Genomic DNA, 11574 nt, shown 5'->3' with positions numbered 1-11574 from the left:
GGGGGTGTGTGAAACCCCCTCGCCGGCATGCGCTACAGTTATCACCAGTCGAGCGGGGGACCGCGAGACGGCGAACAAGAGAACATTCCTCCATAGCTCAATTGGCAGAGCATGCGACTGTTAATCGCAGGGTTGCTGGTTCGAGTCCAGCTGGAGGAGCTGTTTTAGCAGGTGAGGCCCCGTCCCAAGTGGACGGGGCCTTCGCTGTTCAGGACCATCCCATGCTTAACCCTCGTCATTACCGGTGGGGTCGGCAACCGGGACAACCCGCTCCATGACCTCCGCCGCCCCGGTACGCCGGACCCGCCGCTTGAAGTAGTTGTCCTGGGTCATGGACACCTTCGCGTGGCCGAGCTGGTCAGCGGCGGCCCGCGCGGACAGGCCCGCGTCGTCCATCATCGACGCCACCGTCTTGCGCCACACGTGGCTGGTCATCCACGGGTAACCGGCAGCCTCGAACGCCTCCTTGAGGTCCGCGTTGGTGTTGGACGGATCACGGAGCCCACCCATCGGCGCGGTGAAGACGACGTCGGACGGCGACGCGTTCGCGGGCTTACGACGGCGCAACTGCTCGCGCAGCCAGTTCGGCAATTCCAGCTTCCGGTATCCGTCCTCACTCTTGGGCGCGGGCTTGATGTACAGGCCCTGCCCCTTCACGCGGACCACCGTTCCCCGCACCTCAACTTGGCCGGGCGAGGAATCCAGATCCAGGGCGTCCCAGATGACGGCCGCAGCCTCGCCGATGCGCATCCCAGTGCCCAGCATCATGTCGGCGAAGTCCGGCAGATCCCGCCCCACGGCGACCTTGTCGGCCGCAATCCGAGCGCGCAAGTCCTGAGCCTGCTCAAGCTCCAGCGCCCGCGCGGCCGACTTCTTCTTCGGAGCGCGGATCCGCTCGATCTCATGCGCCGGGTTGTGGTCGTAGACATCGTGCCGGGTGGCCAGGCCCAGGACCCCGCCGATCACGGTCCGGGTGAGTTTCGCGGTCCCCGTGCCGTGCTTGTCCTTCACCGCCTTCACGACCTTGTCCACGCGCGACACCGTGATCTCGCTGAGGGCCAGCTGGCCCAGGGCCGGGAGAACTTGATTGTCCAGTCGATCTCGGTACAGCCGAGCCGTGCCGGGCGACTTGTGCCCCTCGTCCACCTCGGCCTGAATCGCCGCGAACCACATCTCCGCGACCGGAGCGAACTTGCTGTCCGACGTGATCTCGTTCTCAAAGTCGGCCCGCTTACGGTCCCGCAGAGCCTCCTTGAGATTGGCGACTGCCGCCGTCTTCGACTTCCCGACCCGTTCAACCGGTCGCGTGATGCCGTCGAAGTCGCGATAGTTCGCGACCGCCCGGACCTTGCCCGAAGACGTGGAGTACGTGCGAATTTCGCCGTAAGTGCCGATCGACAACCGAGGCCGCGCCATCACGCCACCCCCGTGGACAAGCCCCGGAACCAAGCCCGCACCTCGTCCGGCAGGTAGCGGACATGCTTACCGACCCGGCGACCAGGCGGCCCGTAGTTCCTCGTCCTCCACTGGTAGACCGTCTGCACAGGGACGCCCAGGTAATCGGCGACGTCCTTCGGCCCCCACGTCTTGTCATCCATGTCGCTACCTCCCTTCCTGTGTTGATGAGTGCGCGTTCCTCATTCCCTCAGCGATTGCTGCTGCGAGTTCTCGTTCCTCGTCGGACTCGTAGCCGACTGAGACAAAGTTCCACGAATTGATCACGAGCGCGGTCGGGGTGACGTAGACCTTGCTGCCGTCCAGGCCGGTGTACTCGAAGCCCTCGTCGTCCTCGATGCCCAGCGCCGCCAGCGTTTCGGTGCGGCGGAACGCGGCTTGGGCGTGACGGATCTCGCGGAAGGTCGTGGAGTACCGGCGGGACTTGGTCAGGAAGTGGCCCCGGAAACCGAGCATGTGTGCCCAGCGGCGGAGCTTGAGCCCGTCCTTGGGGTCGTTGTACATCTCCAGCCCGCCGAGGTCCCAGGCGGTTTGGATCATGCGCCGGTGGTGCTCGGTGATACCGGTCAGCATGTCGATCGCGGCCTGGGACAACAGCCGGCGGTCGATGCCGTCGACGGTGCTGCCGGTGGACTTGGTGGCGTACTTGGCGATGTAGCCGGCCAGCTTGGTCTCACTGACCTGACCGGCGGCGTCCTCAAACTGGCCGGCCTGGTCGGGGCGGATCTCGCGGACGTCGACCTGGGAGCCCCAGACCAGGGGGAGGACGGTCCCGCAGGGGCGCCAGGTCTCGACCAGCACCGCAGCCGCAGCCGAGCGCACGCAGCCGGCCACCAGCTCGTGAGTCACCCAGCGCGGGGTCGGGTCGGACGCGCCGCCCTGCCCGTCGACCCGGATGACCGCGTGAAAGTGGACCAGGCCGCGCCGCTGGTACTCGGCGACCTTGGCGTAGGAGATCCGGGCCTGTGCGGTGAACGCGGCCTCGGACAGCCCGGCGGCCCGGGCGAGGTGTCGGCGCAGGGTGATGACGAATCGGTGCCACAGCACCCCGGCGTGTGCCTGCCAGAGCACCGCGCCTTCGTAGTCGTAGGCGTCCGGATCCACCGCCGTACCCAGGCGCGGGTCGTCGGGGTGGTGGAACTCGCCGCACGGGCACGGCATCTGGCGTCCCCGGCGAGAGGACCGGCGGCCGTGGACGGTGCCGAAGCTGGGCGCGGTGAGGGTGACGAACTGGCGCGGCTTGGCGGTCACCGAGGCAGGCACGCCCTTGCCGTCGTCACCGGCCAAGCCGGAGTGCATCAGATGGAACGCGTCAGCGGCGTACCGGTCGGCGCAGGCCGGGCAGACCGAGGCCCGGCGGGTGCCGCACGGGACGAAGATGTGCCCGGACCGGTGGGACAGAGCCTGTGCCTTCGCGTTCGACGAGAGCGGGAACGGGTCGGCCTCGGGCTTGGCGAGGATGGTGCTGGACCCGGTCAGGTGGATCGGGCGGGCGCAACCGCGTACGGCGGTCACCTTGTCGCGCCAGGTTCCGAAGTCGGCGCGGCGGATCCGAGCCGCCAACCGGTCGTCCAGAGTGGACGCTGTGGTCTTCATGGGACCCCCAGTGGTTGCGGGACAACGGGTTTACGAGCGGAAATTCAGCGCCGGTCGGTCATGGCGACCGTGGCCGGCCACAGGGCGTCGGTGTTCACGCCGAGGTAGCGCAGCGCGCCGGACAAGCTCCGGTACAGCTCTATCGCTGACGGCACGTCGGCGGAGATAGTGAGGGTGAACACGGGTCCGTCAGGCACGGCCTGGTGGCCGATGTCAACGAGCACGCGTTCCCGGACGGTGGAGCAGGAGGCCGCCACGAACGTCGGGACGACTTCCCCGACCGTCAGCGGCGGATCGGCGGGAATGGGCGTCTGCGTGGCGCTCAGGGCGTGTTGGGCGTCGTCCTGGGTGGCCCAGCGGCAGCCTTCCAGCGGGCGTCCGGAGTTGCGGTGGATCGGCACGTCCGCGTTCTCGATCACGACGTCGGGGAGGCTGCCGATGACACCCTCGTCGGCCCAGAACACCGCGCGGGACTGCCGCCAGCCGCCGTCGTCTTGGTCGTACCAGCGTTCCCAGACGGTGCCGTCCGGGTGGACGATCAGTTCGGGGGCGTCCTCGGTGGTGGTCATCCCGAACCTCCCTTCTTGACGCTTAAGTGTCAGAGCGGGTGGGTGAGGTGCGGGGCGCAACCGGTTCGTGGCTGCGCCCCGCTGGTGTGTCCGGTGTGGACTGATCAGGCGGCGTCGGCGAGGGATGCCGCGAGTTGTGCCGCGTAGCCCTCGGGCACGCGCAGTGCGGACCGGATGTCCTCAGGGGTGAGGGACCGGCCGAGGTTGGCACGGAGATCGGCGAGCTTGGTTCGCATCGCGTCCGGGATCGCAGACCGCGACGGCGCAGCCGTGGTAGCCACGGCCGGTTGTGCGGGTGCGGGCGGCGTGTCCGGCACCGGTTGAACGGCGGGTGCGGTGGGTGTCAGGGGAAGCCGCGGCTTGCCCTCCCGGGCCGATGCGGGCGTGGTGTCGGTGGCGTTCGCCCGGGGGGTGTGGCGCTCCTTGGCGCGGGTGAACCCGGTCTGGATCAGGGGCATAACTTCGGCGACGAGGAACACCACGATCGGGATCACGATGTGCACGAACACCGAGCCGGGTGTCACCTGCTCGCCGGAGCCGGCTCGGGGCCACAGCGTGGGGACGACGTTCATCACCAGCGTGGACCCGAGTAGCACCTTCTTGAGCCACTGCACCGGGCCCGTGGTTTTGCCCGGACGCCCGGAGGGAATGGCGACCTCTCGGCTGAGCATCTCCGATTCCCAGCGCAGCAGCGTGATCAGCAGCCCGGCGAGTGCCGGTTCCACCAGCCAGCAGCCCCACCACATGGGATCGCTGATCGGCTTGTCCCCTGCCAGGAAGTCGTGGACGCCGGCCGTGGTGAAGCCGAGCCCGGCGGCGAGGAACCACCACATGGAGCGAGTGACCGACACGCGGATCCGCTCCAGGGCGACGATGTGCCGGAGCGGGTCTTCCGACAGCGCGTGCAAGTCGTGCGCCTCGTGGAGTTCGGCCCGGAGCTTGCGGACCCGCGCGGTTTCCTCCGGTGTGGACGGTTCGGTGTTCTTGCGGCGGAGCATGGTGTGTCACCTCCTTCGATGCGGGGTGGTTTGTCAGGGCTGGTTTGCCAACGCGGAGAACAGACTCCGCAGGTATCGACGGCCCAGCGGGGTCACCAGGAGCGGCACCAGCGTCAGGTCTCCACCCTCGGCGACCCGCAGCCTGCACTGTGTGCCGGGTGCGTCCTCGGCCACACATCCGTGCTCCATCAAGCCGAGCAGGCACAGCTCCTGCGTGCGGGGCGCACGGTCCGCGCGTAGATCAGTGCGCAGATATATCCGTTTCACGCCCCGCACAGGCACGAAGTAGTAGACCGCGTTGGTCCAGGTGAGCCGCTCGATCTCGAACTCGATGTCCTCCTGTTTCTCCGGGATCGGTGGCGACTCACTCATCGTTGGCCGCCTTTAGTCGCCGGTCCAGGTCGGCGTTCCACCGCAGGTATGCCTCAGCCTCGCCCGCCGGGGACAGGCCCAGCAGTGTCAGCGTTCGTGTCTCGTCGCCGCCTGGCATCCGGAACTGGCGGCGCACGTCGTCAACGGTGAGGCCCTGCCTGATGAACTCCTCGATCATGTCTCGGGTCCAGCGAGGCGGGGTGTACGCGCGCCCGGCTAGCGGGTCGCGAACGTCGTAGATCTTCCCGGGGCCGAAGCTGGTACGAGCGAACTGATGGCGTCCGATCATCAGCAGGACGGTGGTGGCCCGGTTGGGAGCGTGCCGAAGCGGCACCAAGATGTCGTCACTCATCGTTCTTCAACGCCTTGATCACGGCCGAGACCACCAGCAGCAGGCCGATACCGGCGGCGATGGCGGCCCCGGGGCTGGCGACGACCGCGACCACACCGAGGCCAGCCAAGGCAAGCACGGCGACACCGATCAGCCGACCGACCGCGCGCCAGGACAGCTCAGCCACCAACAGAAACTTCATGACAGGTTCCCCCTTCGGGTGAGTGTGGGTGTGGTGCTGGGTGGGATCACGCCGCAGCCGCTTTCGGCTTGGGCGGGTAGTGGATCTGGTGGCGGGCGGTCGCGGTGAGCCCGCCGACAACCCCGGACGGGAAGCGACGGCGCGTGCCGGTCCGGGACTCCCAGGCGAGCTGATCGGCGCGGCACAGGGCCATCACGGGGCAGCCCGCGCACACCCGCTGGGCCTCGTCGATGCGGTGCTGGTCATCGAACACAGCCGGGTCCGTCTCGGCGCACGCGGCCTCGGTCCGCCAGGCCGGCGGCTGACCGGAGCGGCCGAACAGCGCCATCATCAGCGCCCTGTGGCCCGCGTAGCGGGCGTCGAGGTTGTTCACGCCGCCACCCCCGCCCGGGTGTTGCGGGTCCCGAGAACCGCGTTCAGGGATGTCTCGGTGACCGGGCTGACGACCTCAGTCGGCATGACGTGCCCGGCGAGATGCCCGAACGCGGCGTGCCGCTGGTACTCCATGGAGCCGCCCAGCTCGCGGATGTCCGCGCCGGCCGAGATCTCCATGGTTGCGGCGCCCATGCGGGTCGAGAGGATCACCGCGAGGTAGCCCGAGGGCCACAGCACCCAGCGCAGCGAGACCCCGGACAGGCCCGGGATCCAGGCCATCAGGTTGCGCAGCCGCAGCCGGCCCTCACCGACGCCGTAGTCGACCGCGACCGCCGGGCCGATGTCCGACAGCGTGATCGTGTTGGGACGCGGCAGGTTCTGCGACCGGATGTGTGACCGCAGCCGCCACAGCAGCCGGTCCATGTGCCGGGTGCCCGACTGGTGAGCAAGGAGTGCGCGCATGATGATCAGCCCCCTTTCCGAGGGTGGGAAGTGGTTGGTGTGCAACAGGTGCTGGTGTCCCCGGTCCGTCTCGAACGGACAGCCCGACCGAGTTCACCTCGGGGCGGGGACGGTGAAGCGGGTGCTCAGGCGACCGAGCGCAGGTGACCGCGACGAGTGACGAACTCCACCAGCTCGTGCATGTCACGGTCGCTGGTGTAGGCGGCCCGGACCCGGCGAGGGTTCTTGGTCTTCTCGCCCTGGGCGTAGCCGATCCCGATGAACTCCTTGCCCAACGGGATCTCGTCGGCGACCGCGCCCCGCTCGCGGGCGTCCTCACCGAGCACCATGTTCGGCTGCGTCGGGGCCGAGACCCGCAGGCAGATCCGCGACGGGAACAGGTCCCGGAACTCGATCACGTCCTTGCCCGGGTCCACCGTGGTGACCACCATCGAGTGGTGGGTGGTGCGGCCCATCGAGGCGATCCGCGCCAGCTTGGCGTTGATGCCCCGGGCGCTGGAGTCCTCGGTGTAGGCGACCAGCGAGGCGACCTCGTCCACGATCAGCACGTTGAGCGGGAACTCCTCGCTGATCGGCACCGACCGGACACCCATCTCCATGATCCGCCGTTGGGTGCGCTCCATATCGGCGATGTAGTCATCCAGCAGGTCCAGGCAGGCCGCGCCGTCGCCGCCCTGCTCCACGGTGGCGTAGGCGTGACCGTTGAACGTGATCGGCTTGAGCGCGGCGAACTCCAGTTGCTTGGGGTCGATGATCCAGACCTTGCACAGGCCGTCGCGGATCATCGGGGCCAGGCCCCGCAGCAGCGCGAGCGGGATGGAGTTCTTGCCCGCACCGACCGCGCCGGCCACGAGCAGGAACGACGAGGTGCCCACCAGCGACTCGGTCCAGTCGTTGCCGAACTCGTCCTCCCCGACGTACAGCCGGGCCGGGTCGACCTCCTTGGAGTACTGCGGCATCTCCGGCGCGGGGATGACCTCGGTGAACGGCTCGGTGCGCTGCACGATCATCACGAACCGGCCCCGCGCCAGGGGCTCCAGCGCGATCCGCTCAGCCCGCAGTCCGGCCGTGAGGTCGGCCAAACGCGACTCGAACGCCTGAATGGACTGGCCCTTGGCCGGGTGGATGTGCACCAGGTCGACGTGCGGGCTGAACGCCTGCACCTTGAGCACGCGCGGGTAGAGCGTGATGCCCTTGCGGCGGTGCTCCTTGGCGAGATCCGTGGCGTCGCACAGGTCGCGCCACTTCACGCCCATGTACGGGCCGGCCCAGCGTCGCCAGGCAGCGCGGATGCGCGGGGCGGCGATGCTGTCGAACGAGTCCGGGTGCGCCCGGTACCAGGTGGCAACCCCGAGTGCCAGCGCGCCCGTGACCGAGCCGGCCCCGATCGGACCGAAGTGGCTGAGCAGTTCCAGCTCGCCGGTGCCGAGCATGGTGGGCATGGCGATCATGCCGGGGTGGCGGATGGCCCAGCGGGCCGCGCGGATCTCCGGACCGATCCCACGCCGGGAGCCGCCGTTGGTGTTCGTGCTCATTGTCGTTCCCTCCCAGGGCAGACGGGTGGTTCGTGGATCGCGGTGATCCCGCCGTGCCTGGACAGGCCCGATGGTTCGGTGGGGTGTCCAGGGACAGCGCCAGCACCGGAACCGCTCTTCTGACACTTAAGCGTCAATTGTCGGGGTTGTTGTGCGATCTACCGCGCGTCGACGGCCGCGTGACGCGCCCACCGCATCTCGGTGTGCAGCGTGGCCACCGCGCGGGCGAGAACCTTGTGACTGGAGGCGAAAGCCGCGACGGGAATCCCCCGCATCGAGCGCTTGAGCGCGTTCATCGCCTCGTCCATCTCCATCGTGACCCGGTCAACTCCGTTCATCGGTCACACCGTCCAATCTTGGGTGGTCAGCTTGGTCTCGTGCTTCTTGCAGTCCTCGGCGAAGCCGATGAGCTTGTCGCGGACGCCGGCGACGAGCTTGAGCAAGTCGTCCTGGCTTGCCAGGCGGTAGCTCCGGCCCTTGACGCGCGGGTTCATCCGCCGGATCTCCTTCTCCGCCAGCGGCAGCGTGGACACCAGGGCCTCGACGCAGGTCAGCATGTTGTCGTACTTGCGCTTGGCCCGCCTGAGCATCATCTGCTGAACGGTCTTCTTCGGCACGGTTCACGCGCTCCTTCTCGTCGTGTTTCCGTTGCTGGACAAGGGCTTAAGTGACTTCCATCGACTGAGCATGTCTCGCGTGCTCTTGGGTACCAGGACGGACTGCCCGCTCTTGACCCCGTGACGGGTCTGGTAGCTGCGCCGCCCGCCGACCACGAGCACCTTCTGCTGAATCAACTGATGGATCGCGTCGGCCTCCCAGTAGATGCACGGCTTGACCGTCCCGTCATCGGATACCCGGTGCGGCTGCCCGGTCGGGCCGACGAGCACGTATGGGCGTTCGCTCCACGCCCGGTCGATCACGGTCTTGATGGTCTCCATGTTGTTGACCGTCTTGGACTTCTTGGCCGGCGACGACGTCTCGGCCACCTTGTTGCCGAACAGATCGGAGTTGCTCACGCGGCGTCCTTTCCGGTCGGGGTGTATGGCGGGCGGGTCGGGTTGCGCCGGGTCGACAAGGCCACGACGCGGTTGCCGCTGCTGGTGGTGAGCAGTCCGGCGGGCCGGTACGGGTTGGGCTCGCCGTCGTTCCCCGCAGCCGGGGCGATGCGGACGAGCGTCAACGTGGTGCGTGCCATCCTCTTTCTCCATTCCAGTTGCGGGAAACACGGCCGTCCCCGGACGGGGTACTACGTCGAACACGAGCGTCCGGGGGCGACCGAATCTCCCGGCGCACAACGGTTGCTGCGCCGGAGATCAGCCGGATTTGGGCATGGCTCTATCCACTGTGGAGTTCTCAAAGAACAAGAAGCGCAACGGATTACGGCGCGCGTCATCGCGAGGAGACGCCTTCCGACGTTGAGCTAGTGCCTGTGGCCCGGCTCGAACTGGGCTGCCCCACCGCGATCTCCTGGGGGCACAGGCGAAGCTGTCAGGCCGCCGGGCGGCTGGCCAGGTGCGGGGACTCGGGTGCCAGGCCCTCGGCGGTGAACGACCAGCCGACGTAGCCGATCGCGTCCTCGGTGCCGGTGTCGCGGCGGGCGTTGCGGTGCGGCATGGCGGTGATGCTGACGGTCAGGTTCCGCAGGCTGACGTACTGGCCTTCCTCGAACTCCGAGCCGGGATCACTGGTCAGCGTGACCTTGATCTCCTCGCCCTTCTGCCGGTAGCCGTCCGCCGACGCGCGCTTCTTGCAGAACAGCGTCACGGTGTACTTGGGGTCATCGGTGCCGAAGATCGTGTCGGGGACGAGGATCTCGCGGCCGTTCTCCTTGGTCTTGCGCATCTTCATCTCGGGCGCTTCCACGATCATCAGGCGGTAGCCGTCCAGGATGGCGGGGATGTTCTTCAGCATCTCGTCTCAGCTCCTCAACTAGGCGTCTAGACAAGTATCACTATGCCTAGTCGTCTAGACGAGCGCAACCTGTCTAGACGCGTCCAATCGGGTGAATGTGCGTCAGCGGGCGGGGAGCTCGTACTCAAGCAGGTAGGCGGGTGCTGCCTTGATCGTGTCGCAGACCTCTACCGGCCTGCCCGTGGTGTCGTAGGCCGTCCGTACTACGCGAAGCACGGGCACGGACGCTCCAAGCTGAAGGTCCTTCCGTTCCTCTGGAGTGGGCATGCGGGCCGACACTTCTTCGGTGAAGTGATCGAGGATATGACCGGCGTCTTCAATACGTGCATAGATGCCGCCCGGGCCGGTGTTCAACTCGGCTATTGCAGTTCCATCTGCAATCTCGGCTGGAATGTACGAGACTGCCGTTTCAACTGGAATGTCATTCGCAAGGTATCGGCGAGCCCGGACAACCACTGAGTCTGACGCAGTAAGTCGCAGCCGTTCCTGAATGAAGCTGCTCGGTGATTCCCGACTCACGCGGATCTGATCAACTGATGGTTGGACGCCTGACTTCTCTGCCTCGATGATGAAGGCGGCTTTACCGTCTTGGCGATGCCGACGAGCAAAGCGGTCCGACGCCAACCGTCGAATTGGTGCAACCTTTCGAACGAAGACGCCGCGCCCTTGCTCTGCGTCAACAAGTCCTTCTGATCGAAGCTCCTGTATCGCCTGGCGCGCCGTCATTCGTGACACCTTGTAGTGTTCGACAAGGTCCGCCTCTGACGGCAGCTTCTCGCCCGGAGCGAGCCGCCCAAGATCGATTGCCGACCGTAGCTCATCAGCAATCTGCTTGTAGGGCGGGCGGTCGTCGGACCGGTCCACCGTTCCGAGCTGAAGCACGACTCCTCCTGACAACTAGACAAGTGGTAGCATATCAGGTGCTGACGGACCTTGACTTGGAGGATTGATATGAGCGGTACGCCGATGCATTCCGTCAGCGTTGCGGGCGTCGTCGTCGACCTCAGAGGGCGCATTCTTTTGATTCAGCGTCGCGACAATCAACACTGGGAGCCGCCCGGTGGCGTCCTTGAGCTGGGTGAAACGTTCGACGAGGGTGTGCGCCGAGAGGTTCTCGAGGAGACGGGAATCACTGTCGATGTCGAACGGCTAACTGGCGCATACAAGAACCTGCCTCGCGGAATTGTAGCCCTTGTGTTTCGTTGTCGCCCGGTTGACGGCGAGCCTGTCGCTACAGATGAGTCGGTCTCGGTTCAGTGGGTCGACCCGCAGGAGGCACTTGTGCGCATGGCACCCGCGTACGCGGTCCGTGTCGCCGACGCGTTGGGCGACCATGCGGAGTTTCGCGCCCACGACGGGGTCAACGTTCTCTCTTGAGGGCTGTTTGTGACATCGAGGCTCGTTCATAGTTTCTTTTCTCCATCAAGGCGGCCCCCTCACGGGGGCCGCTGGTCGTCCATGCCCAAGCCGGCCGCTCAGCCCTGATCCGGCCTCGCCTCTTTGCGGACGCGCCAAGGGGACCTCCGGCCCCCGGCGCGCCGCGTAGGCCGGGGGCACGCGGCCGGCATAGACGACCAGCGGAAAGATCCCCCGCGAGGAGACCGCAGCGGCAAGCCGCGGGGCGCCCATCAGTCCAAAGAGGACGCTCGCCGCTAGGCAGGCCAACAGGATGGCCAGGGGAGTAGAACCGGCTGCGGTTCGGGCGCGGCCTTGACCGCGCCATCCCATCGACCTCCCAGAGGGCAATCACACGTGTCAAGGGGGCCGA

At 67.1% G+C, this 11574-nt stretch carries 18 protein-coding genes and 1 tRNA gene; 2 read left to right on the top strand and 17 right to left on the bottom strand.

The window, feature by feature from the left end; translation table 11 throughout:
* Nucleotides 1-86: 86 nt before the first annotated feature.
* A tRNA-Asn gene (locus BJ998_RS09245) sits at nt 87-159 on the top strand.
* A gap of 66 nt (nt 160-225) precedes the next feature.
* Here BJ998_RS09245 and BJ998_RS09240 read toward each other — a convergent pair.
* The 17 genes from BJ998_RS09240 to BJ998_RS09160 all read right to left on the bottom strand — a co-directional run bounded on the left by BJ998_RS09240 (nt 226) and on the right by BJ998_RS09160 (nt 10688).
* Complete coding sequence (locus tag BJ998_RS09240) at nt 226-1416, bottom strand: site-specific integrase (protein ID WP_184860278.1); 1191 nt, start codon at nt 1414-1416, stop codon at nt 226-228.
* Nucleotides 1416-1598, bottom strand: a complete 183-nt coding sequence (locus tag BJ998_RS09235; RefSeq protein WP_184860276.1) for a helix-turn-helix transcriptional regulator — start codon at nt 1596-1598, stop codon at nt 1416-1418. The genes BJ998_RS09240 and BJ998_RS09235 overlap by 1 nt, the downstream gene beginning before the upstream one ends.
* Nucleotides 1599-1602: 4 nt before the next feature.
* Nucleotides 1603-3051 (bottom strand): replication initiator, encoded by a 1449-nt coding sequence (locus BJ998_RS09230; protein WP_184860275.1) that lies wholly within the window; start codon nt 3049-3051, stop codon nt 1603-1605.
* Between the two features lie 44 nt (nt 3052-3095).
* Nucleotides 3096-3620: a hypothetical protein gene (locus tag BJ998_RS09225; RefSeq protein WP_184860274.1), complete on the bottom strand. Its 525-nt coding sequence runs from the start codon at nt 3618-3620 to the stop codon at nt 3096-3098.
* 104 nt (nt 3621-3724) lie between these two features.
* Nucleotides 3725-4618 carry a hypothetical protein gene (locus BJ998_RS09220; protein ID WP_184860273.1) on the bottom strand — a complete coding sequence of 298 codons (894 nt, stop codon included), beginning with the start codon at nt 4616-4618 and terminating at the stop codon, nt 3725-3727.
* 33 nt (nt 4619-4651) lie between these two features.
* Nucleotides 4652-4990 (bottom strand): hypothetical protein, encoded by a 339-nt coding sequence (locus BJ998_RS09215; protein WP_184860272.1) that lies wholly within the window; start codon nt 4988-4990, stop codon nt 4652-4654.
* On the bottom strand, nt 4983-5342 hold the full coding sequence (locus tag BJ998_RS09210; protein WP_184860271.1) for a hypothetical protein: 360 nt from the start codon (nt 5340-5342) through the stop codon (nt 4983-4985). Before BJ998_RS09210 ends, BJ998_RS09215 begins: the two co-directional genes overlap by 8 nt.
* A complete protein-coding gene (locus tag BJ998_RS09205; RefSeq protein ID WP_184860270.1) occupies nt 5335-5523 on the bottom strand; it encodes a hypothetical protein in 189 nt (62 codons plus the stop codon). Before BJ998_RS09205 ends, BJ998_RS09210 begins: the two co-directional genes overlap by 8 nt.
* Before the next feature lie 46 nt (nt 5524-5569).
* Complete coding sequence (locus BJ998_RS09200; RefSeq protein ID WP_184860268.1) at nt 5570-5896, bottom strand: WhiB family transcriptional regulator; 327 nt, start codon at nt 5894-5896, stop codon at nt 5570-5572.
* Complete coding sequence (locus BJ998_RS09195; protein ID WP_184860266.1) at nt 5893-6360, bottom strand: hypothetical protein; 468 nt, start codon at nt 6358-6360, stop codon at nt 5893-5895. Before BJ998_RS09195 ends, BJ998_RS09200 begins: the two co-directional genes overlap by 4 nt.
* A 125-nt stretch (nt 6361-6485) precedes the next feature.
* Entirely contained in the window at nt 6486-7895 is a 1410-nt protein-coding gene (locus tag BJ998_RS09190; protein ID WP_184860264.1) for an FtsK/SpoIIIE domain-containing protein, read from the bottom strand.
* Nucleotides 7896-8053: 158 nt separating this feature from the next.
* Entirely contained in the window at nt 8054-8233 is a 180-nt protein-coding gene (locus BJ998_RS09185) for a hypothetical protein (RefSeq protein WP_184860262.1), read from the bottom strand.
* A 3-nt stretch (nt 8234-8236) separates the two neighbouring features.
* The gene (locus BJ998_RS09180; protein WP_184860260.1) at nt 8237-8512 is read right to left on the bottom strand and encodes a hypothetical protein; all 276 of its coding nucleotides are present in this window, start codon (nt 8510-8512) and stop codon (nt 8237-8239) included.
* 3 nt (nt 8513-8515) lie between these two features.
* Nucleotides 8516-8911, bottom strand: coding sequence for a hypothetical protein (locus BJ998_RS09175; protein WP_184860258.1), 396 nt, complete (start codon nt 8909-8911; stop codon nt 8516-8518).
* Nucleotides 8908-9090 carry a hypothetical protein gene (locus tag BJ998_RS09170; RefSeq protein WP_184860256.1) on the bottom strand — a complete coding sequence of 61 codons (183 nt, stop codon included), beginning with the start codon at nt 9088-9090 and terminating at the stop codon, nt 8908-8910. The genes BJ998_RS09175 and BJ998_RS09170 overlap by 4 nt, the downstream gene beginning before the upstream one ends.
* A gap of 293 nt (nt 9091-9383) precedes the next feature.
* Nucleotides 9384-9806, bottom strand: coding sequence for a hypothetical protein (locus tag BJ998_RS09165; RefSeq protein ID WP_184860254.1), 423 nt, complete (start codon nt 9804-9806; stop codon nt 9384-9386).
* 102 nt (nt 9807-9908) lie between these two features.
* Nucleotides 9909-10688 (bottom strand): GntR family transcriptional regulator, encoded by a 780-nt coding sequence (locus BJ998_RS09160; protein WP_184860252.1) that lies wholly within the window; start codon nt 10686-10688, stop codon nt 9909-9911.
* Between the two features lie 69 nt (nt 10689-10757).
* On the opposite strand from BJ998_RS09160, the gene BJ998_RS09155 reads away from it, so the two are divergent.
* The gene (locus BJ998_RS09155) at nt 10758-11183 is read left to right on the top strand and encodes an NUDIX hydrolase (RefSeq protein WP_184860250.1); all 426 of its coding nucleotides are present in this window, start codon (nt 10758-10760) and stop codon (nt 11181-11183) included.
* The last annotated feature ends 391 nt before the right edge of the window (nt 11184-11574 follow it).

The sequence above is a fragment of the Kutzneria kofuensis genome (assembly GCF_014203355.1).
Taxonomy (GTDB): Bacteria; Actinomycetota; Actinomycetes; order Mycobacteriales; family Pseudonocardiaceae; genus Kutzneria; species Kutzneria kofuensis.
This window is presented reverse-complemented; position numbering and strand designations above follow the sequence as displayed.

Bases quoted from the DNA above. Each gene is read 5' to 3' on its own strand.
- BJ998_RS09240 (WP_184860278.1), bottom strand. From the start codon at position 1,416: ATGGCGCGGCCTCGGTTGTCGATCGGCACTTACGGCGAAATTCGCACG.
- BJ998_RS09235 (WP_184860276.1), bottom strand. From the start codon at position 1,598: ATGGATGACAAGACGTGGGGGCCGAAGGACGTCGCCGATTACCTGGGC.
- BJ998_RS09230 (WP_184860275.1), bottom strand. From the start codon at position 3,051: ATGAAGACCACAGCGTCCACTCTGGACGACCGGTTGGCGGCTCGGATC.
- BJ998_RS09225 (WP_184860274.1), bottom strand. From the start codon at position 3,620: ATGACCACCACCGAGGACGCCCCCGAACTGATCGTCCACCCGGACGGC.
- BJ998_RS09220 (WP_184860273.1), bottom strand. From the start codon at position 4,618: ATGCTCCGCCGCAAGAACACCGAACCGTCCACACCGGAGGAAACCGCG.
- BJ998_RS09215 (WP_184860272.1), bottom strand. From the start codon at position 4,990: ATGAGTGAGTCGCCACCGATCCCGGAGAAACAGGAGGACATCGAGTTC.
- BJ998_RS09210 (WP_184860271.1), bottom strand. From the start codon at position 5,342: ATGAGTGACGACATCTTGGTGCCGCTTCGGCACGCTCCCAACCGGGCC.
- BJ998_RS09205 (WP_184860270.1), bottom strand. From the start codon at position 5,523: ATGAAGTTTCTGTTGGTGGCTGAGCTGTCCTGGCGCGCGGTCGGTCGG.
- BJ998_RS09195 (WP_184860266.1), bottom strand. From the start codon at position 6,360: ATGCGCGCACTCCTTGCTCACCAGTCGGGCACCCGGCACATGGACCGG.
- BJ998_RS09190 (WP_184860264.1), bottom strand. From the start codon at position 7,895: ATGAGCACGAACACCAACGGCGGCTCCCGGCGTGGGATCGGTCCGGAG.
- BJ998_RS09185 (WP_184860262.1), bottom strand. From the start codon at position 8,233: ATGAACGGAGTTGACCGGGTCACGATGGAGATGGACGAGGCGATGAAC.
- BJ998_RS09170 (WP_184860256.1), bottom strand. From the start codon at position 9,090: ATGGCACGCACCACGTTGACGCTCGTCCGCATCGCCCCGGCTGCGGGG.
- BJ998_RS09165 (WP_184860254.1), bottom strand. From the start codon at position 9,806: ATGCTGAAGAACATCCCCGCCATCCTGGACGGCTACCGCCTGATGATC.
- BJ998_RS09155 (WP_184860250.1), top strand. From the start codon at position 10,758: ATGAGCGGTACGCCGATGCATTCCGTCAGCGTTGCGGGCGTCGTCGTC.